The sequence below is a fragment of the Micromonospora reichwaldensis genome, assembly GCF_031845925.1.
Taxonomy (GTDB): domain Bacteria; phylum Actinomycetota; class Actinomycetes; order Mycobacteriales; family Micromonosporaceae; genus Micromonospora; species Micromonospora reichwaldensis.
Map to the genome: position 1 here is coordinate 1 of NZ_JAVRFL010000002.1, position 24731 is coordinate 24731.

The 24731-nt window shown below is 75.7% G+C and carries 3 protein-coding genes; all 3 read left to right on the forward strand.

Translation table 11 applies throughout. The features are described from left to right. A partial coding sequence (locus RM555_RS01815) for a phosphopantetheine-binding protein (protein ID WP_311410110.1) occupies nt 1–691 on the forward strand: 691 nt, incomplete at its 5' end. A gap of 244 nt (nt 692–935) precedes the next feature. Then, nucleotides 936–1796, forward strand: coding sequence for a metallophosphoesterase family protein (locus tag RM555_RS01820; protein ID WP_311410111.1), 861 nt, complete (start codon nt 936–938; stop codon nt 1794–1796). Nucleotides 1797–2120: 324 nt separating this feature from the next. Continuing rightward, on the forward strand, nt 2121–24725 hold the full coding sequence (locus RM555_RS01825) for a type I polyketide synthase (protein ID WP_311410112.1): 22605 nt from the start codon (nt 2121–2123) through the stop codon (nt 24723–24725). Nucleotides 24726–24731: the final 6 nt, after the last annotated feature.

Here is a 24731-nt window from a genome sequence, read left to right on the forward strand (position 1 = left end):
GTTGCAGCGGGTGTTGGATGGTGGTGAGGGTCAGGTGGTGGTGGCGGATGTGCGGTGGGATCGGTTTGTGCCGTCGTTCACGGCGTTGCGTCCGTCGCGTTTGTTCACCGACATCCCCGAGGCACAGCCCGCACAGGCTGAGAAGACGCCGAAGGGTGAGGACCGCGGCGCGGCGTCGGCGCTGCGCGAGCGGCTCGCCGCCGCCTCCGGACCGGAGCGCGACCGCATCCTGCTCGACCTGGTCCGCAGCACCGCCGCGGCGGTGCTGGGACACGCCACGCCGAGCGGGATCAGGCCCGCCCGCGGCTTCCTCGAACTGGGTTTCGACTCACTCACCGCCGTCGAGCTGCGCAACCGGCTGACCGCCGCAACGGGCATCGGACTGCCCGCCACCCTCGTCTTCGACCATCCCACCCCGAACGCGCTCGCCGGTCACCTGCGGGCCGAGCTGGCGCCCGAGCAGCCGGCGTTGCCGATCGTGGCCGAGATCGAACGCCTCGACAAGCTCCTCGGTGGGCTGCCGGGCGACCAGGTCGACGACGCGGTCGTCGGTCGGCTGGAGGACCTGGTGGCCAGGTGGCGGGGACGACCCGCCGCCACCGCACCGGCGCCGGCCGCCACGCAGGAGTTGGAGTCGGCGAGCCGGGACGAGCTCTTCGACATCATCCAGCGGGAGTTCGGCAAGTCCTGAGCGGACACTGCCCGACCCCGGGCGGGACGGGCCGGGGAAGGGACACCCGACGGCGCCGGACGCCTGACCGGCGCCGTCGGGCAGGTGCGGCTGCCTAGGGGTGCGCGGACCCCGTCTAGGGGTGTGCCGGTGCGGGCCCGGCTCCGTAGGGTCGGAGCCCGTCAGGCCGTCTCGCCCTGCCCACCGGCAGCCGAGCGGTACGGATGTGGGTGCGTGCGGTACCCCGGATGGACGGGAGGTCCGCATGGCCGGATCCGGCCTGCCTCAGTTGCTCGCCATCAGTGACCTGCACGTGGTCCACGCGGAGAACAAGGCCATCGTCGAGCGGCTGCGGCCGGAGCGCGACGGCGACTGGCTCATCGTCGCCGGCGACGTCGGCGAGTTCGTCGCCGACATCGAGTGGGCGCTGGGACTGCTCAGCAGCCGGTTCGCCAAGGTGATCTGGGCCCCGGGCAACCACGAGCTCTGGACCCCCCGCGAGGACCCGATCCAGCTGCGGGGAGACGCGCGCTACCAGCACCTGGTGGAGCTGTGCCGCGGGCTCGGGGTGGTGACTCCGGAGGACCCGTACCCCGTCTGGGACCCGCAGGGCGACGACCCGGTCCTGATCGCGCCGCTGTTCCTGCTCTACGACTACAGCTTCCGGCCGGCCGGGACGTACACGAAGGAGCAGGCCCTGGCGCGGGCCCACGAGGTCGGCGTGGTCTGCACCGACGAGATCCTGCTGCATCCGGACCCGTACCCGACGCGCGACGCCTGGTGCCGGGCGCGGCTGGCCCTGACCGAGCGCCGGCTCACCGCCGAACGCAACGGGCTGCCCACCGTCCTGGTCAACCACTTCCCGCTCGTCCGCGAACCCACCCGGATCCTGCGGTACCCGGAGTTCGCGCAGTGGTGCGGCACCGAGGCCACCGCCGACTGGCACGTCCGGTTCGACGCCCGCGTCGCCGTCTACGGCCACCTGCACATCCCGCGCACCACCTGGTACGACGGGGTCCGGTTCGAAGAGGTCTCGGTGGGCTACCCACGGGAGTGGCGCCGCCGCTCGACGCCGCCGGGGCGGCTGCGCCGCATCCTGCCGGCGGTCGCCGGACAGCCCGCCTGAGCGCCGTCGCGATGCTGGTCACCGCTTCGTCCGGGACCCGTCGCGACGGCCCTCACGGGCCGGTCGATCAGGGGTTCTCTAGGGGTTGGGCGCGTGATGGGCGCTCAGTACCGTCCAGTCACGGTGGCGGGCATGTGTCGGCGGGACGGCCCGGCGTGGCGGGCGCCTGAGCAGGCACGACAACCGGAATCAGGAGCAGGTGTCGGGATCGTTGGCCGAACGGCCATGTCTCCACCCACCTGTGCACGAAGCCGGGCCGTCGGCGGTGGTGTGGTCAACGAATCGGCAGATTCCGATCGATAGCAAGCTCTGGGCGGGTGGGTCATGGCGGACGAAGACAAGCTCCTCGAACACCTGAAGTGGGTGACCTCCGAGCTCCGCCTGGCGCGCCGGCGCCTGACCGAGCTGGAGAACGAGGACGCCGAGCCGATCGCGATCGTCGGGATGGCCTGCCGGTTCCCCGGCGGGGTCGCCTCGCCGGAGGACCTCTGGGAGCTGGTCGCGGGCGGGGTGGACGCCACCGGCACCTTCCCCGACGACCGGGGCTGGGACCTCGACGGGCTCTACGACCCCGACCCGGACCACCCCGGCACCACCTACAGCAACCGGGGCGGCTTCCTGCGCGACGCCGGCCTGTTCGACCCGACCCTGTTCGGCATCTCGCCGCGCGAGGCGCTGGCCATGGACCCGCAGCAGCGGCTCCTGCTCGAGGTGACCTGGGAGGTCTTCGAGCGGGCCGGCATCGACGCCGCGTCGGTGCGGGGCAGCCGTACCGGGGTGTTCGTCGGCACCGCGGGGCAGGACTACACGTCGGTGCTGCGGCAGCTGCCCGAGGGCACGGAGGGTTACGTCCTCACCGGCACGGCCGCCAGCGTCATGTCCGGCCGGCTGGCGTACTCCTTCGGGCTGGAGGGCCCGGCCGTCACCATCGACACCGCCTGCTCCTCGTCGCTGGTCGCCCTGCACCTCGCCGGTCAGGCCCTGCGCGACGGCGAGTGCTCCCTCGCCGTGGCCGGCGGCGTCACCGTGCTCGCCACGCCCGGCGCCTTCGTCGAGTTCTCCCGACAGCGGGGGCTCGCCTCCGACGGCCGCTGCAAGGCCTTCTCCGCCGACGCCGACGGGACCGGCTGGTCCGAGGGCGTCGCCATGCTGCTCGTCGAGAAGCTCTCCGACGCCCGGCGCAACGGTCACCCCGTCCTGGCGGTGATCCGGGGCAGCGCCGTGAACCAGGACGGCGCGAGCAGCGGCCTCACCGCCCCCAACGGCCCCTCGCAGCAGCGGGTCATCCGGCAGGCGCTGGAGAACGCCCGGCTCAGCCCGTCCGACGTGGACGTGGTCGAGGCGCACGGCACGGGCACCCGGCTGGGCGACCCGATCGAGGCGCAGGCGCTGCTCGCCACGTACGGGCAGGGACGCTCCGCCGACCGGCCGCTGTGGCTGGGGTCGCTGAAGTCGAACATCGGTCACCCGCAGGCCGCGGCCGGCGCCGGCGGCGTCATCAAGATGGTGATGGCGATGCGGCACGGCGTGCTGCCGCCCACCCTGCACGTGGCCCAGCCGTCCCCGCACATCGACTGGTCGACCGGCGCCGTGTCCCTGCTGGACGAGGCCCGCCCGTGGACGGGCGGCGACCACGTCCGCAGGGCCGCCGTGTCGTCCTTCGGCATGAGCGGCACGAACGCCCACCTGATTCTGGAGCAGGCCCCGGCCCCCGACGCGGCTGCCGACGAGGCCGCCCCGTCGCGCCGTCCCGTCGTCGCGCCGGTGCTGCTCTCCGCCGCGCAGCCCGCCGCGCTGTCCGCCCAGGCCGACCGGCTGGCCCGTTGGCTGGGCGACGACGAGGAGCCGCGCCCGCTCGACGTGGCCTGGTCGTCGGTGGTGTCCCGCTCGACGCTCGACCGGCGTGCGGTGGTGCTCGCCGAGGACCGCGCGGGCCTGCTGGCGGGCCTGGAGTCCCTGGCGGCGGGAGCGCCGTCGGGCACGGTGGTCACGGGCCAGGCCGGGGACCGGGGTCCGCTGGCGGTGCTCTTCTCCGGCCAGGGCGCGCAGCGCGCCGGCATGGGCCGGGAGCTGTACGCCGAGTTCCCGGTCTTCGCCGCCGCGCTGGACGAGGCGTGCGGGCACCTGGACCGGGTGCTGCCGCGCCCGCTCAAGGAGGTGCTGTTCGCAGCCGAGGGTTCCGCCGAGGCGGAGTTGCTGGACCAGACCGCGTTCACCCAGGCCGGGCTCTTCGCGGTCGAGGTGGCGCTGTTCCGCCTGGTGGAGTCGTTCGGCGTGGTGCCGGACTTCGTGGGCGGGCACTCGATCGGCGAGGTCGCCGCGGCGCACGTGGCCGGGGTGCTGTCCCTCCAGGACGCCTGTCTGCTGGTGGCGGCGCGGGGCCGGTTGATGCAGGCGCTGCCCGACGGCGGCGGCATGCTCGCCGTGGCCGCCGACGAGGCGGCGGTGGTCGAGTCGATCGCCGGCCTGACCGACCGGGTCGGCGTCGCGGCGGTGAACGGCCCGGCCTCGGTCGTGGTCTCCGGCGCCGTCGACGCGCTGGACGAGCTGGAGCGGGCCTGGCGGGACCGGGGTGTGCGTACCCGCCGGTTGACCGTCAGCCACGCGTTCCACAGCCCGCTGATGGAGCCGGTGCTGGAGCGCTTCCGCGGCATCGTCGAGCGGCTGGACTTCGCCGCCCCCGCGCTGCCGATCGTGTCGAACCTGACCGGGGCGCTCGCCGACGCCGACGAGATCCGCACCGCCGACTACTGGGTGCGGCACGTGCGTGAGGCGGTGCGCTACGCCGACGGGATCGCGGCCCTGCGGGACGCGGGGGTCGACACGTTCCTGGAGGTCGGCCCGCAGAGCGTGCTGACCGCGATGACGGCGGACGCCCTGCCCGACGACGACGTGCTGACCGTCGCCGCCCAGCGCCGGGACCGGCCGCAGGCGCAGGCGCTGCTGGCGGCGCTGGCCGAGCTGCACGTGCACGGAGTGCCGGTCGCCTGGCAGGAGTGGTTCGCCGACACCGGGGCGCGGCGGGTGGAGCTGCCCACGTACGCCTTCCAGCGGGAGCGGTTCTGGCCCGAGGTGGTGCCGTGGCGCGTCGGCGACGTGTCGGGTGCCGGTCTGGGCGTGGCGGGGCACCCGCTGCTCGGCGCCGCGGTGCGCCTCGCCGGTGACGACGAGGTCGTGCTGACCGGCCGGCTGTCGGCGTCGACGCACCCGTGGCTGGCGGACCACGTGGTCGGCGGTGCCGTGGTGGTGCCGGGCACCGCCCTGGTCGAGCTGGCGGTGCGCGCCGGCGACGAGGTGGGCGCGTCGCGCGTACGGGAGCTGACCGTGGCGGCGCCGCTGGTGCTGCCGGAGTCCGGCGCGGTACGCGTGCAGGTGCGCGTCGGGGCGGCCGACGACTCCGCCGTCCGGTCGGTCTCCGTGTACTCCCAGCCCGAGGACGACGACGACTCCGAGTGGACGCGGCACGCCGACGGTGTGCTCGAACCGGTGTCGGCCGACGAGCCGGTCGTCGGCGCGTGGCCGCCGGCGGGCGCGACCGAGGTGGACCTGACCGGCTGGTATCCGGCGCTGGCGGAGCACGGCCTGTCGTACGGGCCGGTGTTCCAGGGCGTGCGGCGGGCCTGGACGGCCGACGGTGCGGCGTACGCCGAGGTGGCGTTGCCGGACGGCGCGGCCGGCGACGCGGGCGCGTTCGGGGTGCACCCGGCGCTGCTGGACGCCGCCCTGCACCCGGTGGCCCTGCTGCTGGCGGCGGAGCCGGCGGGCGGGCCCCGCGTGCCGTTCGCGTTCGAGGGCGTGCAGGTGCACGCCTCGGGCGCCAGGACGCTGCGGGTGCGGCTGACCCGGGACGGCTCCGGGGTGCGGCTGGTCGCCTGCGACGGCTCGGGCGCGCCGGTGGTGTCGGTGGACTCCCTGGTGCTGCGGGAGATGACCGCGACGGCGACCCGGAGCGGCGCCGCCCGGTCGCTGTACGAGGTGGCCTGGCAGGCCGAGCAGATCGACGGCGTCGACGACCTTCCGGGGTGGGCGGCGCTGGGCCGGCCGGCCACGGACGCGCTGCCGCAGGTGCCGGTCTTCGCGGACGTGGCGGCCCTGGCGGCGGGCGGGGCCACCGCCCGGCAGGTGCTGCTGACGGTGCCTGCCGGCGAACCCGGCGTCGCCGTGCCGGAGGCCGTGCGGACGGTCACCGGCGGTGTGCTGGACGTGCTGCGGTCCTGGCTCGCCGCCGAGCCGCTGGCCGACACGAGGCTCGTGGTGGTGACCCGGGGCGCGGTGGCCGCCGGGGACGACGACCAGGTCACCGACCTGGCCGCCGCCGCCGTCTGGGGCCTGCTGCGCTCGGCGCAGTCGGAGCACCCGGGGCGGATCGTCCTCGCCGACGTCGAGGGCGAGTTGACCCCCGCGACCCTCGCCGTGCTGGCCGGGGCCGCTGTCGACCCGTCGGTCTCCGGCGGCCAGCTCGCGGTGCGCGGCGAGCGCACCCTCGTGCCGAGGCTGGCGCGGCCGGTGGGCGACGAGCTGACCCCGCCGTCCGGGCCGTGGCACCTCGCCCCCGTCACTCCCGGCACCCTGGACGGGATCGGGCCGGTCCGGGCCACGCCCGTCGCCCTGGACGCGGGCCAGGTGCGCGTCGCGGTGCGCGCGGCCGGCGTGAACTTCCGGGACGTGCTGATCGGCCTGGGCATGTATCCGGATCCGGCGGCCGTGATGGGCAGCGAGGGTGCGGGTGTCGTGGTCGAGGTCGGCCCCGGCGTGACCGACCTGGCGCCGGGCGACCGGGTGATGGGCATGTTCGAACTCGGATTCAGCCCGCAGGCGGTCGCCCACCGCCAGCGCATCGCCAAGATGCCCGCCGGCTGGTCCTTCACCCAGGCGGCGTCCGTCCCCCTGGTCTTCCTGACGGCGTACTACGCGCTGCGCGACCTGGCCGGGCTGCGGTCCGGCGAGTCGGTGCTGATCCACAACGGCGCCGGTGGCGTCGGGATGGCCGCCATCCAGCTCGCCCAGCACCTCGGCGCCACCGTCCACGCGACGGCCAGCCCCGGCAAGTGGGGTGTGCTGCGGGGCCTGGGGGTGGCCGGGGAGCGGATCGCGTCGTCGCGGACCACCGAGTTCGAGCAGGTCTTCGGCGCGGCCACGGGTGGTGCCGGGGTGGACGTGGTGCTCGACGCGTTGGCCGGTGAGTTCGTCGACGCGTCGCTGCGGCTGCTGCCGCGCGGCGGCCGGTTCGTGGAGATGGGCAAGGCCGACGTGCGCGACCCGGAGACGGTCGCCACCGACCACCCGGGCGTGACGTACCGCGCGTTCGACCTGAACGAGGCGGGCAGCACCCGCATCGGCGAGATGCTCACCGAGATCCTCGACCTCTTCGCGCGGGGCGCGCTGCGTCCGCTGCCCGTACGGGCGTGGGACGTGCGTCAGGCCCGGCAGGCGCTGCGGTACGTCAGCCAGGCCCGCCACGTCGGCAAGGTGGTGCTGCGCGTCCCCGCGCCCGCCGACCCCGACGGCACCGTGCTGCTCACCGGCGCGGCCGGGACCCTGGCCGGCGTACTCGCGCGGCACCTCGTCGCCACCGGCCAGGCCCGCCGCCTGCTGCTGGCCTCCCGCCGCGCGCCCGGCCGGGACGACGCGTACGCCACGCTGGTCCGGGAACTGACCGACGCGGGCGCTGACGTCACCGCCGTGGCCGTCGACGTCAGCGACCCCGCGCAGGTCACCGAGCTGGTCGGCGGGATCGATCCGGCGCACCCGCTGACGGCGGTGGTGCACACCGCCGGCGTGATCGCCGACGCGACCATCGGTTCGTTGGACGAGTCCGCCCTGCGTACGGTGTTGGCGCCGAAGGTGGACGCCGGGTGGGCGTTGCACGAGGCGACCGCGCACCTGGACCTGTCGGCGTTCGTGCTGTTCTCCTCGGTGGCGGCCACCCTCGGCTCGCCGGGGCAGGGCAACTACGCCGCCGCGAACGCGTTCCTCGACGCCCTCGCGCAGCACCGCCGGCAGCAGGGGCTGCCCGGCACCAGCCTCGCCTGGGGCATGTGGGCCACCGACAGCACGATGACCGTGCACCTCGACGGCGACGACCAGCAGCGGCTGCGGCGGGTCGGGATGAGCCGGCTCTCCCCGGCCGAGGGCGCCGAACTCTTCGACGCCGCCCTGCCGGCGGTGCAACCGGTCGTCGTCGCGGCCCGCCTCCACGTCACCGGCGAGGCGAGCGGCGTACCGCCGCTGATGCGGCACCTGCTGCGCGGTGGCGGCCGACGCCGCGCCGCCACCGACCGGCCGAGCGCCGGGGCGTCGTGGCGGGAGCGGCTCGACGGGCTGTCCGAGGCGGACGCCCGCCAGGCGCTGGTCGACCTCGTCTGCGGCCAGGCCGCCACGGTGCTGGGGCACGCCTCGGCACAGGCGGTCCCCGCCGCCCGCGCCTTCAAGGACCTGGGCTTCGACTCGCTGACGTCGGTGGAGCTGCGCAACCGGCTGGGCGCCGCCACCGGGCTGCGGCTGACCGCCACGCTGGCCTTCGACCACCCCACCCCGGCCCGGCTCGCCGAGCACCTGTTCGCGCAGCTCGGCCGGGCCACCGGCGCCGGCACCGCCGTCCGTACGGTCGTCACCGCCGACGCCGACGAGCCGATCGCCATCATCGGCATGGCCTGCCGCTACCCGGGCGGCGTCGCCACCCCCGAGCAGCTGTGGCAGCTCGTCAGCTCCGGGTCCGACGCCATCGGCGGCTTCCCCACCGACCGCGGCTGGGACCTCGACCGGCTGTACGGCACCGACGGCGACCAGGCCGGCGGCACCGTCACCGACCAGGGCGGCTTCCTCTACGACGCGGCCGACTTCGACGCCGGCTTCTTCAACATCAGCCCCCGCGAGGCCCTCGCCATGGACCCGCAGCAGCGGCTGCTGCTGGAGACCGCCTGGGAGAGCTTCGAGTACGCCCGCATCGACCCCGCCGCCCTCGGCGGCACCGCCACCGGCGTCTTCATCGGCGCCGCCTCCTCCGGCTACGCCACCAGCGGCCGCGACGACCTGGACGGCCTCGAGGGGCACCTGCTCACCGGCACGGCGGGCAGCGTCGCCTCCGGGCGGGTCGCCTACATGTTCGGCCTCGAAGGCCCGGCGGTCACCGTCGACACCGCCTGCTCCTCGTCGCTGGTGGCGCTGCACCTCGCCGCCCAGGCGCTGCGCGGCGGCGAGTGCGACATGGCACTGGCCGGCGGGGTGGCGCTGATGGCGCAGCCCGGCATGTTCTCCGAGTTCTCCCGGCAGGGCGGCCTCGCCCCGGACGGGCGGTGCAAGGCGTTCGCCGCCGGCGCCGACGGCACCGGCTGGTCCGAGGGCGTGGGCATGCTGCTCGTGGAGCGCCTCTCCGACGCCCGGCGCAACGGGCACCGGGTGCTCGCCGTACTGCGCGGCTCCGCGATCAACCAGGACGGCGCGTCCAACGGGCTGACCGCCCCGAACGGCCCGTCGCAGCAGCGGGTGATCCGGCAGGCCCTGGAGAACGCGCGGCTGAACCCGGCCGACGTGGACGCCGTCGAGGCGCACGGCACCGGCACCGTCCTCGGCGACCCGATCGAGGCGCAGGCGGTGCTGGCCACCTACGGGCAGGATCGCGCCGACGCCGAGCCGCTCTGGCTCGGCTCGATCAAGTCGAACATCGGCCACTCCCAGGCCGCGGCCGGCGTGGCCGGCGTGATCAAGATGGTGCTGGCGATGCGGCACGGCGTGCTGCCGCCCACCCTGCACGTGGACGAGCCGTCGCCCCACGTCGACTGGAGCGCCGGGGCGGTCGCCCTGCTCACCGAGGCCCGTCCGTGGCCGGCGGTGCAGCGGCCGCGCCGGGCCGCCGTGTCGTCGTTCGGCATCAGCGGCACCAACGCGCACACCATCATCGAGCAGGCGCCCGACGAGCCGGCCCCGGCGACGACCCCGCCGGCGGGGGACCTTCCCGGCCTGGTCGGCCCCGCCGCCGTACCTCTGCTGGTCTCCGGCCGCAGCCCCCGCGCGCTCGGGGCGCAGGCCGCCCGGATCGGCGAACGGCTGGCCGGCGACGCCGACCTGGACCTGCGCGACCTCGGGTTCTCCCTGGCCGCCCAGCGGGCGCACCACCCGTACCGGGCGGTCGTCGTGGCCGCCGACCGGGACGACGCGGCCGCCCGACTGGCCGCCCTCGCCTCCGCCGACGGCACGCCGGCCGGCGTGGACGCCGCGTCGAAGGTCGTCTTCGTCTTCCCCGGCCAGGGCTCCCAGTGGAAGGGGATGGCGCTGGACCTGCTGGAGACCTCGCCGGTCTTCGGGCAGCGGATGGGGGAGTGCGCCGAGGAGCTGTCCCGGCTGGTGGACTGGTCCCTCACCGACGTGCTCCGGGAGGCGCCCGGGGCCCCGCCCCTGGACCGGGTGGACGTGGTCCAGCCGGTGCTCTTCTCCGTCATGGTGTCCCTCGCCCAGCTCTGGCGCTCGTGCGGCGTCGTGCCGGCCGCCGTCGTCGGGCACTCGCAGGGTGAGATCGCCGCGGCCTGCGCGGCCGGCGCGCTGACCCTCGCCGACGCGGTACGGCTCGTCGTGGCGCGCAGCCGTGGCCTGCTGGCCATCTCGGGCCGGGGCGGCATGGTCTCCGTCCCGCTGCCGGCCGCCGACACCGAGCAGCTCATCGCGCAGTGGCGGGGCACCCTCTCCGTGGCCGCCCTCAACGGCGCCGCCGCGACCGTGGTCTCCGGTGACGCGGCGTCGGTCGCCGAACTGCTCGCGCACTGCGCCGAGCGGGACATCCGGGCCCGCGCGATCGCCGTCGACTACGCCTCACACTGCGACCACGTCGACGCCGTACGCGACGACCTGGTGGCGGCGCTCGGCACGGTCGACTCCCGCTCGACCGGGGTGGCCTTCCACTCGACGGTCACCGGCGAGCCGATCGACACCGCCGAGCTCGACGCGGGCTACTGGTACCGCAACCTGCGGGAACCGGTCCGGCTCGCGCCGGTGCTGGACCAGCTGATCGACCAGGGCTTCCGGGTCTTCGTCGAGGTCAGCCCGCACCCCGTGCTGAAGGTGGTGGTGCAGGACGCGCTGGAGAAGGCCACCGGCGCCGTCGACGCGGGCGTCGTGGTCGGTTCGCTGCGCCGCGACGAGAACGGGCCGCACCAGCTCCTGACCGGCCTCGGTGACCTGCACGTCGCCGGGGTGCCCGTCGACTGGGCGGCGGTGTTCGCCGGCTCCGGCGCCACCGGCGTCGACCTGCCGACGTACGCCTTCCAGCGGGAGCGGTTCTGGCCGGCGGTGGATCACTCCGCCGGCGGCGACGTGTCGGGCGCGGGCCTGGGGGCGGCGGGACATCCGCTGCTCGGCGCGGCGGTACGCCTCGCCGGTGACGACGAGGTCGTGCTGACCGGCCGGCTGTCGGTGTCGACGCACCCGTGGCTGGCCGACCACGTGGTCGGCGGTGCGGTGCTGGCGCCGGGCACCGCGCTGGTGGAGCTGGTGGTGCGCGCCGGCGACGAGGTGGGCGCGTCGCGGGTACGCGAGTTGACGGTGGCGGCGCCGCTGGTGCTGCCCGCCGCCGGTGCGGTCCGCGTGCAGGTGCGCGTCGGCGCGGCCGACAGCTCCGGCGTCCGGTCGGTGGCGGTCCACTCGCAGCCCGACGGCGACCCGGAGGCCGAGTGGACGCGGCACGCCGACGGTGTGCTGGAGCCTGCCGCCGACGAGCCGGAGGTGGGCGCCTGGCCGCCCGCCGGGGTGCCCGAGGTGGATCTCGCCGGCTGGTATCCGGCGCTGGCGGAGCGGGGCCTGACCTACGGCCCGTCGTTCCAGGGGCTGCGCCGGCTGTGGGCCGCCGGCGACCACGCGTACGCCGAGGTGGCGTTGCCGGACGAGGCGACCGTCGACACCGACCGGTTCGCCGTGCACCCGGCGCTGCTGGACGCGGCGCTGCACCCCGTGGGGCTGCTGCTGGCGGACCGCTCCGGCGGGCCGCGGGTGCCCTTCGCCTTCGAGGGCGTGCAGGTGCACGCCTCCGGGGCCCGGGTGCTGCGGGTGCGGTTGACCCGGACGGGTTCCCGGGTGCGGCTGGTGGCCGGCGACGAGTCGGGCGCGCCCGTGGTGTCGGTGGACGCGCTCGCGTTGCGGGAGATGACCGCGTCCGCCGGCCAGGACCCCGCCGAGCGGGCGCTGTTCGAGGTGACGTGGCAGCCCGAGCGGGTCACGCCGGCGCGCGACGTCACCGGCTGGATGCTGCTCGGCGACACCGAGGTGCCGGCGGACCTGTCCATGCCGGCGTTCCCGACCGTCGACGACCTGGTCACGGCGATCTCCGGCGGCGTGGTCGAGGCGCCCCGCGCGCTGGTGCTCCCGGTCCGGGCGGAGACGCCGGACGCCGGGCTGCCCGACCTGGTGGGCACGGTCACCGCCCAGGTGCTGGACGTGCTGCGCTCCTGGCTGGCCGCCGAGGCCCTGGCCGACACGAAGCTGGTGGTCCTGACCCGCGGCGCGGTGCTCGCCGCACCGGCCGACGCGCTGCGGGACCTGGCCGGCGCGACGGTCTGGGGCCTGCTGCGCTCGGCGCAGTCGGAGCACCCGGGCCGGATCGTCCTCGCCGACGTCGACGGCGCGCTCACCCCGGCTGTCCTCGCGGTGCTGGCCGCGGTGGCCGAGGACCCGTCGGCCACCGGCGGCCAGGTGGCCGTACGCGGCGACGAGGTGCGCACCCCGCGCCTGGGCCGGCCCGTTGGTCCGGCCGCCGAGGAACTCGTCGCGCCGGCCGGGCTGTGGCAGGTCGGCGCGGTGAGCCCCGGCACCCTCGACGGGATCGGCATGGTGCCCGCCACGCCCGTCGCTCTGGACGCCGGGCAGGTGCGCGTCGCGGTGCGCGCGGCCGGCGTGAACTTCCGGGACGTGCTGATCGGCCTGGGCATGTATCCGGATCCGGCGGCCGTGATGGGCAGCGAGGGTGCGGGCGTCGTGGTCGAGGTCGGCCCCGGCGTGACCGACCTGGCGCCCGGCGACCGGGTGCTCGGCATGTTCGAGCCGGCCTTCGCCCCCGAGGTGGTCGCCGCCCGCGACCTCGTCGCGAAGATCCCCGACGGCTGGTCCTTCACGCAGGCCGCGTCGGTGCCGGTGGTGTTCCTGACCGCGTACTACGCGCTGCGCGACCTGGCCGGGCTGCGGTCCGGCGAGTCGGTGCTGATCCACAACGGCGCCGGTGGCGTCGGCATGGCCGCCATCCAGCTCGCCCGGCACTGGGGCGCGACGGTGTACGCCACCGCCAGCCCCGGCAAGTGGGGTGTGCTGCGGGGACTCGGTGTGGCCGGGGAACGGATCGCGTCGTCGCGGACCACGGAGTTCGAGCAGACCTTCGGCGCGGCCACCGCCGGCGCCGGGGTGGACGTGGTGCTCGACGCGCTGGCCGGCGAGTTCGTCGACGCGTCCCTGCGGCTGCTGCCGCGCGGTGGCCGGTTCGTGGAGATGGGCAAGGCCGACGTGCGCGATCCGCAGACGGTCGCCACCGAACACCCCGGCGTCACCTACCGCGCGTTCGACCTCAACGAGGCCGGACACCCGCGGATCGGCGAGATGCTGACCGAGATCCTCGACCTGTTCGCGCGGGGCGCGCTGCGGCCGCTGCCCGTACGGGCGTGGGACGTGCGTCAGGCCCGGCAGGCGCTGCGGCACATCAGCCAGGCCCGCCACATCGGCAAGGTCGTCCTGCGGGTGCCCGCGCCCGCCGACCCCGACGGCACCGTGCTGCTCACCGGCGCGGGAGGCGCCCTCGCCCGGGTGTTCGCCCGGCACCTGGTCGCCACCGGTCAGGCGCGGCACCTGCTGCTGGCCTCGCGCCGTGGCCCCGAGCAGTACCAGAACCTGGTCGAGGAGCTCACCCGGGCGGGTGCCCGGGTCACCGTCGGCACCGCCGACGTGACCGACCCCCGGCAGGTGACCCGGCTGCTGGAACTGGTGGATCCGGCGCACCCGCTGACGGCGGTGGTGCACACCGCCGGCGTGATCGCCGACGCGACCATCGGTTCGTTGGACGAGTCCGCCCTGCGTACGGTGTTGGCGCCGAAGGTGGACGCCGGCTGGGCGTTGCACGAGGCCACCCGCCACCTGGACCTGTCGGCGTTCGTGCTGTTCTCCTCGGTGGCGGCCACCCTCGGCTCCCCGGGGCAGGGCAACTACGCCGCCGCGAACGCGTTCCTCGACGCCCTCGCGCAGCACCGCCGCCAGCAGGGGCTGCCCGCCACCAGCCTCGCCTGGGGACTGTGGGCCACCAGCAGCGCGATGACCGCGCACCTGCACGGCAACGACCATCGCAAGGCGATCCGCGCCACCAGCGCCCCGCTGACCGACCAGCAGGGCGTCGCGCTCTTCGAGGCGGCACGGCAGCGCGGCAGCGCCCACCTCGTACTCATGAACCTGCCGCCGGCGAGCGCGCGCCCGGCCGGCGGCACCGTGCCCAGCCTGCTGCGTGACCTGGTCCGCACCTCCGCTCCGGCCCGCCGCGCGGTGGGTCGGGGCACGGCCGACACCGCGTCGGTGCGGGACCGCCTGGCGATGCTCAGCCCGGCCGAGCGGCGCAACCACCTGCTCGACCTGGTGGCCACGAACGTCGCCAGCGTGCTCGGGCACCGCTCCGCGGAGAACGTCGACCCCCACCGCGCCTTCAAGGAGTTGGGCTTCGACTCGCTCACCTCCGTCGAGCTGCGCAACCGGCTCTCCGCCGCGACCGGGCTGCGGCTGCCCGCGACCGTGGCGTTCGACCACCCGGCCCCCGCGGTGCTCGCCGACTTTCTCGACCGGGAACTGGGCGGCGGTTCGGACGCCGTCCGCCCGGCCGCGGTCGGTACGGCCGCCGCGCTCGACGAGCCGATCGCCATCATCGGCATGGCCTGCCGCTTCCCCGGCGAGGTGCAGACCCCCGAGCAGCTCTGGCAGGTGGTCACCGCCGGCGCCGACGTCATCTCGCCGTTCCCCACCGACCGGGGCTGGGACCTGGACGACCTGAGGGCCAGCGGCGGGGACGACACGTCCGTGCCCCGCCAGGGCGGCTTCCTGCACGACGCCGCCCAGTTCGACGCCGCCTTCTTCGGGATCTCGCCCCGCGAGGCGCTGGCCATGGACCCGCAGCAGCGGTTGCTGCTGGAGACGTCCTGGGAGGCCTTCGAACGGGCGGGGATCGACCCGCACGCGGCGCGGGGCAGCAGCACCGGTGTCTACGTCGGGCTCATCTACCACGACTACGCCTCCCAGGCCGCCGGAACCACCGACGAGGTGGACGGCTACGTCGGCAACGGCAGCGCGGGAAGCGTCGCCTCGGGACGCATCTCGTACCTGTTCGGCCTCGAAGGTCCCGCGGTCACCGTCGACACCGCCTGCTCGTCGTCGCTGGTCGCGCTGCACCTGGCCACCCAGGCGCTGCGGCAGGACGAGTGCCGGCTCGCGCTCGCCGGCGGGGTGAGCGTGATGTCCACCCCCGGCATGCTCACCGAGTTCTCCCGGCAGCGCGGCCTGTCGCCCGACGGTCGGTGCAAGGCCTTCGGCGCGGGCGCCGACGGCACCGGCTTCGCCGAGGGCGTCGGCATGCTCCTGCTGGAGCGCCTCTCCGACGCGCAGCGCAACGGCCACCGCGTCCTCGCCGTCGTGCGGGGCAGCGCGGTGAACCAGGACGGGGCCAGCAGCGGCCTGACCGCGCCGAACGGCCCCGCGCAGCAGCGGGTCATCCGGCAGGCGCTGGCGAACGCCCGGCTGAACCCGGGCGACGTCGACGCCGTCGAGGCGCACGGCACGGGCACCGCGCTGGGCGACCCGATCGAGGCGCAGGCCCTCCTGGCCACGTACGGGCAGGACCGGCCGCAGGACCGGCCGCTGTGGCTCGGTTCGATCAAGTCGAACATCGGTCACGCCCAGGCGGCGGCGGGCGTCGCCGGGGTGATCAAGATGGTGTTGGCGATGCGGCACGGGGTGCTGCCGCCGACCCTGCACGCCGACGAGCCGTCGCCGCACATCGACTGGACCGCCGGCGCGGTGGCCCTGCTCACCGGCACCCGGTCGTGGCCGGCCGTCGACCGGCCGCGCCGGGCCGCCGTGTCGTCGTTCGGCATCAGCGGCACCAACGCGCACACGATCATCGAGCAGGCGCCGGAGTTCGTCCCGCCGCCCGCCGGGCCGCCCGCGACGTCCCCCGTCGACCTCGTCGCGTGCGTCCTGTCGGCCCGCGACGACGCCGCCCTGCGCGAGCAGGCACGCCGGCTGCGGGGCCTGCTGGACGACGAACCGGACCTGACGCTCGCCGACGTCGCCCACGCGCTCGCCACCCGCCGCACGGCCTTCGAGCACCGCGTGGTGCTGCTGGCCCGGGACCGCGAGGACCTGCTCACCGCCCTCGACGCGGTGGCCGACGACCAACCCTCGGCCGCCGTCGTCCACGGCGTGGCCCGCGGCGGACGCACCGCGATCCTCTTCTCCGGCCAGGGCGCCCAGCGCCCCGGCATGGGGCGCGAGCTGTACGACGCCCACCCGGCCTTCGCCGCCGCCCTCGACGAGGTGTGCGGGCACCTGGACCGGCACCTGCCCCGTCCGCTGCGCGAGGTGCTGTTCGCCGAGGCGGGCACGCCGGAGGCGGAGCTGCTGGACCAGACCGTCTTCACCCAGGCCGGGCTGTTCGCCGTCGAGGTGGCCCTGTTCCGGCTGGTCGAGTCGTTCGGCGTCCGGGCGGACCTGGTGGCCGGGCACTCGATCGGCGAGGTGGCCGCCGCCCACGTCGCCGGGCTGTTCAGCCTCGCCGACGCCTGCGCGCTGGTCGGGGCCCGTGGCCGGCTCATGCAGGCCCTGCCGCAGGGCGGGGGGATGCTCGCGGTCGGCACCGACGAGCAGGCCGTCGTGGAGTCGTTGGCCGGGCTCACCGACCGGCTCGGCGTCGCGGCGGTGAACACCCCGACCGCCGTGGTGGTCTCCGGCGAGGTCGGGGCCCTCAACGAGGTGGAGCGGACCTGGCAGGACCGGGGCGTACGCACCCGCCGGCTGAACGTCAGCCACGCCTTCCACAGCCCGCTGATGGAGCCGATGCTGCGCGAGTTCCGGCAGGTGCTCGACACCCTGACGTTCTGCTGGCCGACCCTGCCGATCGTGTCGAACCTGACGGGCGAGATCGCCGACCCCGACGAGATCGGCACCCCCGACTACTGGGTCCGGCACGTGCGCGAGACCGTCCGGTTCGCCGACGGGGTCGCCAGCCTGCGTACGCGCAACGTCCGGGTCTTCCTCGAACTGGGCCCCGACGCGGTGCTCGCCGGCATGGTGCGCGGCTGCCTGCCCGACGACGGCGACACCCTCCCGGCGGCCGTGGTGGCGAGCCTGCGCCCGGGCCGTCCGGAACCTGTGTCGCTGATGAACGCGCTGGCGGAGCTGCACGTGCACGGCGTGCCGGTCACCTGGACCGACCTCCTGCCGGGCACCGCGACCCGCCCGGTGGACCTGCCGACGTACCCGTTCCAGCGGCAGCGGTTCTGGCCGGCGGTGGGGCGGCTGCGGGCCGGTGACGTCAGCGGCGCGGGCCTCGGTGTGGCGGGGCACGGCCTGCTCGGCGCGGCGGTCGACCTCGCCGGCGACGACGAGGTGGTGCTGACCGGCCGGCTGTCGCTGGCCACCCACCCCTGGCTGGCCGACCACGTGGTCTCCGGGGTGCCGCTGGTCCCCGGCACGGCGCTGGTGGAACTGGCCGTGCGCGCGGGCGACGAGGCGGGCATGTCCCGGCTGCGCGACCTGGCGGTGCTGACGCCGCTGGTGCTTCCCGACGCGGGCGCCGTGCGGATCCAGGTCCGGGTGTCGGCGGGCGAGGCGTCGCAGCGTCCCGTCGCCGTCTACTCGCGCCCCGACGACGACCCCGAGGCGGGCTGGCTCCAGCACGCCGAGGGTGTGCTGGAACCGGCGACGGCGGACGAGCCGAGGACGGGCACCTGGCCGCCGGCCGGCGCCACCGAGGTCGACCTGGCGGGCTGGTACCCGGCGCTCGTCGAACGCGGACTGGCGTACGGGCCGGTGTTCCAGGGTCTGCGACGCGCGTGGGTGGGCGACGGCGAGGTGTTCGCCGAGGTGGTCCTGCCGGACGACGCGGTGGCGGGCATCGACCGGTTCGGGGTGCACCCGGCGCTGCTGGACGCGGCCCTGCACCCGGTCGCCCTGCTGCTGGGCGAGGAGCCGGGCGGGCCACGGGTTCCGTTCGCGTTCGAGGGTGTGCAGGTGCACGCCTCCGGTGCCACGGTGCTGCGGGTCCGGTTGTCCCGCAGCGCCGCCGGCGTGCGGCTGGTGGCGTGCGACGAGGTGGGCGCGCCGGTGGTGTCGGTGGACTCCCTCGTCCTGCGCGAGCTGGCTGACACGGCCACGGCGGGTGTGGCGTCCCGGTCGATGTTCGAGGTGGTCTGGCAGGCGGAGGAGACCGAACCGGTCGACGACGTGTCGGGTTGGGCGGTGCTGGGCGGTCCGGCCCTGCCGGGCGTTCCCGGCGGTCCCTCCGCCGAGACGATCAGGCAGCTGCTGGCCGCGATCGACACCGGCACCACACCGCCGCGCCGACTGCTGTTCACGCCGACCGGGCCGGACGCCGGCGACGTCGACACGGCGCAGCGGGCCCGGGCCATGACGGCGGACGTGCTGGGCCTCGTGCAGGCGTGGCTGGCCGCCGACGTCCTGGCGGAGTCGAAACTGGTGGTGGTCACCCGACGCGCCGTGTCCGTCGGCGACGAGGACCAGGTGACGGATCCGGCCGCCGCGGCGGTGTGGGGTCTGCTGCGCTCGGCGCAGTCCGAGCACCCGGGCCGCATCGTCCTGGCCGACGTGGACCGTGGCGTGAACCCCAACGTGCTGGGCACCCTGACCCGCTACGCGGCCGACCCGACCGGCGGCCAGGTGGCCGTCCGCGGCGGCGAGGTCTTCGTGCCGCGCCTGGTCCGTGCGGTGGTTCCGGCGTCGGCGCAGGCGCCGGCCGTCGGTGACGGCGTGGTGCTGGTGACCGGTGGTACGGGCGCGCTCGGTGCGCTGGTCGCGGAGCACCTGGTGTCGGTGCACGGCGTGCGCTCGTTGGTGCTCGTGTCGCGGCGCGGCCCGGAGGCCGAGGGCGCCAGCGAGCTGACCGGTCGGTTGACCGCGCTGGGCGCCGACGTGCGGATCGTCGCCTGTGACGTGACGGACCGGGACCAGGTGTTCGGCCTGGTGGCGGAGATCGGCGCCGAGGGTCGGCTGGCGGGCGTGGTGCACACGGCCGGTGTCCTGGACGACGGTGTCGTGGAGGGGCTGACGGCGGAGCGGCTGGCGGGGGTGTTGGCGCCGAAGGTGTCGGCCGGGTGGTTCCTGCATGAGGCGACGGCGTCCCTCGCGCCGGATCTGGACCTGTTCGTGGTGTTCTCGTCGGTGGCGGGTGTGCTGGGCTCGCCGGGGCAGTCGGCGTACGCGGCGGCCAACGCGTTCCTGGACGGGCTGGCGGTGTGGCGGCGCAAGTCGGGCCTGCCCGCGGTCAGCCTGGCGTGGGGCATGTGGGACACCGCCGGCATGGCCGCGTCGATCGGTGGAGTCGAGCGGGCCCGGTCGGCACGCGCCGGCCTCCGGGGCATGAACGCCCGGACCGGTCTGGAGCTGTTCGACGCCGCCCTGGGCGCCGACCGGCCGGCCCTGGTGCCGGCCGTGATCGACGTGCCCGCGCTGCGCGCGGCGGCCTCCGGCGGGATGGTCCCGCCCATGCTGCGGGTCCTCATCGGCACGGCGAACACCCGCCGCCAGGCGGGCAAGGGCGGTGACGGCTGGGCCGACCGGCTCGCCAGGCTCAGCGAGGAGAACGGCCTCGCCGAGGTGGACCAGCTGGTGCGGGGTCTCGTCGCGCAGGTGCTGGGGCACGGCGGCGCCGAGGCGGTGCCGGCCGACCGGGCGTTCCGCGAGCTGGGCTTCGACTCGCTGACCGCCGTCGAGCTGCGCAACCGGGTCAACGGCGCGACCGGCCTGCGGCTGGCCTCGACCCTGGTGTTCGACTACCCGACCCCGCAGGCCCTGACCGCCCACGTGTACGCGGAACTGGTCGGCGAACGGCTCGCCGCCGTCGTCTCCGACGAGCCGGCCGCCGGCGACGCCGACGAGCCGATCGCGATCGTGGGCATGGCCTGCCGCTATCCCGGCGGCGTCCAGTCACCCGAGCAGCTGTGGAAGCTGGTCAGCACCGGCGGGGAGGGCGTCGGCGAGTTCCCGGCCGACCGCGGCTGGGACCTCGACACGCTCTTCCACCCCGATCCGGACCACCCCGGGACGTCGTACACGCGGCACGGCGGTTTCCTGTACGACGCCGGCGCGTTCGACCCCGCGTTCTTCGGCATCTCGCCGCGCGAGGCCCTGGCCATGGACCCGCAGCAGCGGTTGCTGCTGGAGGCGTCGTGGGAGACGTTCGAGTCGGCGGGGCTGGACCCGTCGCGGTTGCGGGGCAGCCGGACGGGCGTCTTCGCCGGCGTGATGTACCACGACTACGCGACGCGGCTCATGGAGCTGGCCGGCGAGGTCGAGGGCTACGTCGGCACCGGCAACTCGGGCAGCGTGCTGTCCGGCCGGGTGGCGTACACGTTCGGCCTGGAGGGCCCGGCGGTCAGCGTCGACACGGCGTGCTCGTCCAGCCTCGTGGCGCTGCACCTGGCGGTGCAGGCGTTGCGGTCGGGTGAGTGCGATCTGGCGTTGGCCGGTGGCGTGACGGTGATGGCGACGCCGGGGACGTTCATCGAGTTCTCGCGTCAGCGCGGGTTGTCGCAGGACGGCCGGTGCAGGTCGTTCGCGGCGTCGGCCGACGGCACGGGCTGGTCGGAGGGCGTCGGCGTGCTGCTGGTGCAGCGCCTCTCCGACGCCCAGCGGGAGGGCCGGCGCATCTACGCGGTCGTGCGGGGCACGGCCGTGAACCAGGACGGCGCGTCGAACGGGCTGACCGCCCCGAACGGCCCGTCGCAGCAGCGGGTGATCCGGCAGGCCCTGGCGAACGCCCGTCTGACCCCGGCCGACGTGGACGCCGTGGAGGCGCACGGCACGGGCACGACCCTCGGCGATCCGATCGAGGCGCAGGCCCTGCTGGCGACGTACGGGCAGGAGCGTCCGCAGGATCGGCCGTTGTTGTTGGGGTCGGTGAAGTCGAACATCGGGCACACGCAGGCGGCTGCCGGTGTGGCTGGTGTGATCAAGATGGTGCTGGCGATGCGGCACGGCGTCGTCCCGTCGACGCTGCACGTGGACGAGCCGTCGCCGCACGTCGACTGGTCGGCCGGGGCGGTCGCCCTCACCACCGAGGCGACGCCGTGGCCGGCGGTGGACCGGCCGCGTCGGGCGGCGGTGTCGTCGTTCGGGATCTCCGGCACGAACGCGCACGTCATCATCGAGCAGCCGCCGGCCGAGCTGGTCGAGGGCGAGATCGTCGCCGGGAACGTACCGCCGCTGGTGCCGGTGCTGCTGTCGGCCCGCGACGCCGCGTCGCTGGCCGCGCAGGCGGACCGCTGGGCGAGCTCGCTGGCCGCCGACGGCGGCGTACGCCCGCTGGACGTGGCGTGGTCGAGCGTGGTGTCCCGGTCGATGCTGGAACATCGTGCGGTGGTGGCCGGGACGGGCCGCGACGAGCTGCTGGCGGGCTTGGCGGCGTTGGCGGCGGGTGAGCCCTCCGGCGGGGTCTTCGTGGGCCCGGGTGGGCCCCGGGGCCAGCTGGCGCTGGTGTTCTCGGGCCAGGGCGCGCAGCGCGCCGGCATGGGCCGGGAGCTGTCCGAGGCGTTCCCGGTGTTCGCGGCCGCCCTGGACGAGGTGTGCGGACACCTCGACCCGTTGCTGCCTGGTGCGCTACGGGAGGTGCTGTTCGCCGAGGCGGGCACGGAAGAGGCGCAACTGCTGGACCAGACCGTCTTCACGCAGGCCGGTCTGTTCGCGGTCGAGGTGGCGCTGTTCCGCCTCGTGGAGTCGTTCGGGATCGTGCCCGACATGGTCGCCGGCCACTCGATCGGCGAGGTGACGGCCGCATACGTGGCCGGGGTGCTGTCCCTGGCCGACGCGTGCCAGCTCGTGGCCGCGCGGGGCCGGTTGATGCAGGCGCTGCCGGCCGGCGGCGGGATGCTCGCCGTGGCCGCCGCCGAGGACGCGGTGACGGAGTCGATCGCCGGCCTGACCGACAAGGTCGGTGTCGCGGCGGTGAACGGGCCGACGTCGATCGTCGTGTCCGGCGCGGTGGAGGCCCTCGACGAGATCGAGCGCGACTGGCGGGAGCGGGGCGTACGCACGCGCCGGCTCGCCGTCAGCCACGCGTTCCACAGCCCGCTGATGGAGCCGATGCTCGCCGAGTTCCGGGCGGTCCTGGACGGATTGACGTTCGCCGCGCCGGCGCTGCCGGTCGTGTCGAACGTGACCGGGGCGCTCGCCGACGCCGACGAGATCCGCACGGCCGACTACTGGGTGCGACACGTCCGCGAGGCCGTCCGCTACGCCGACGGGGTCACCGCCCTGCGGACCGCCGGGGTGGACACGTTCCTGGAGATCGGGCCGCAGAGCGTGCTGACCGCGATGGCGGCGGACATCCTGCCGGACGACGAGGACGTCCTGTCGGTCGCCGCCCAGCGTCGGGACCGGTCGCAGGCCCAGGCGCTGCTCGGCGCGCTGGCGGAACTGCACGTGCACGGCGTGCCGGTGACCTGGCAGGAGTGGTTCACCGACAGCGGGCCGCGGCGGGTCGACCTGCCGACGTACACCTTCCAGCACCAGCGCTACTGGCCGGAGCCGGCGAACAGGCCGCGTACGAGGACGACCGACAGCGTCGACGCCGACTTCTGGGCCGCCGTCGAGCAGGGCGACCTGAGCGCCCTCGCCACGCAGTTCGGCGACGACGGCGCCGCCCTGGACGCCCTCACCCCGGCCCTGCCGGTCCTGTCGACCTGGCACCGGGCACGTACGCGGCGGGCGGTCGTGGACGCGTGGTCGTACCGGGTCGGGTGGAAGCGGACCGACATCACCGCCGAGCCGGCGCGGCCCGGCGTGTGGCTGCTCGTGACGGCGGAGGACGACCTGACGGACGGCACCCGCGCGGAGGCGGTCACCAAGGCCCTCGCCGAGGTCGGTGCCGACGTGGTCCGGCTGACCGTCGACCCGGTCGGCACCGACCGGGCGGAACTCGCCCACCGGCTGGCCGACGCGCTGGCCGACGGGCCCGTCATCGGCGTGCTGTCCCTGCTCGGTCTCCGCGACCAGCCGCACCCCGCCCACCCGGCCGTACCGGTCGGGACGGCCGCCACGCTGCTGCTGCTCCAGGCCCTGCACGACGCCGGGGCGACGACCCGGCTGTGGTGCCTGACCCAGGGCGCGGTCAGCACCGGCGACGGGGACGCGGTGCACGGCGTCGCCCAGAGCGGGCTGTGGGGCCTCGGGCTCGTGGCGGGCCTGGAACACCCCCAGCTCTGGGGTGGACTGGTGGACCTGCCCGAGCAGGTCGACGCGACGGCGTGGGACCGGGTGGCGCGGGTGGTGACCGGCGCCGGCGACGAGGACCAGTTGGCCGTACGCCCCGCCGGGGTGTTCGTCCGCCGCCTGGTCCGGGCGGCACCCGCCGCCCCCGACACGGCGGAGCGGTGGCGGCCGTCCGGCACGGTGCTGGTCACCGGCGGCACCGGCGCCCTGGGCGCCCACGTCGCCCGCTGGGCGGCGGCCAACGGCGCCGCGCACGTCGTGCTGACCAGCCGCCGGGGCGAGCGCGCCCCGGGGGCGACGGAGCTGCGCGACGAGCTGACCGCGCTGGGCGTACGGGCGTCGGTCGTGGCCTGCGACGTGGCCGACCGCGACCAGGTGGCGGCACTGCTGGCCCGGCTGGACGAGGATCCCGCGCCGTTGACGGCCGTGGTCCACGCGGCGGGCGCCGGCGAGCCCGGCCTGATCGCCGACACCGACCTGGCCGCGTTCGCCGGCGTGCTCGACGGCAAGGTCGCCGGTGCGGTGCACCTGGACGCGCTGCTCGCCGACCGGCCGTTGGACGCCTTCGTGCTGTTCGCCTCCATCGCCGGGGTGTGGGGCAGCGGCGGGCAGTCCGCGTACGCCGCCGGCAACGCCTTCCTGGACGCGCTGGCGGAGCAGCGTCGCGGGCGGGGCGTGCCGGCGACCTCCGTGGCCTGGGGGCCGTGGGCCGACGGCGGCATGGCCACCGGCGAGGCCCAGCAGCTGCTGGCCCGGCGCGGCCTGACCGCCATGGCACCGGCCGACGCCGTGCACGCCATGCGGTACGCCGTCGGCCTGCCCCGGGCGGCGCTGACCGTGGTGGACGTCGACTGGGCGGTCTTCGCCCCGGCGTACGCCTCGGCCCGCCCCCGGCCGCTGCTCGACGACATCGCCGAGGCCCGCGAGGCGCTGCACGCCCAGGCCGGGCAGCAGCAGCCCGGCGGGGCCGTCGACGCCCTGCGGGAGCACCTGCTCACGCTGCCCCGGCCCGAGCGGGTCCGGCACCTGGTCGACCTCGTCCGCACCCACGCCTCCGCCGTGCTCGGCCACTCGGGCACGGACCGGGTCAAGCCGCAGCGCGCCTTCAAGGAGCTCGGGTTCGACTCGCTGACGGCGGTCGAGCTGCGCAACCGGCTGACCGGGGCCACCGGCCTGTCGCTGCCCGCGACCCTCGTCTTCGACTACCCGAACCCGGCCGTGCTCGCCGAGAACCTGCTCGACGGCCTGCTGCCCGAGGGGGCACAGGCGGACGGCGGCGACCCGGCGGAGGCGGCCGTCCGGCAGGCGCTCGCGGCGATCCCGCTGACCCGCCTGCGGGAGGCCGGGCTGCTGGACCTGCTGCTCAACCTCGCCGACGCCGACGGCGGCGACGGTGACGAGTCCACCGACGAGGACCTGGACCTCGACGACCTCGACACCGACGCCCTCGTCAGGCTGGCGCTTGACGGAACCGATTCCTGACCGTTG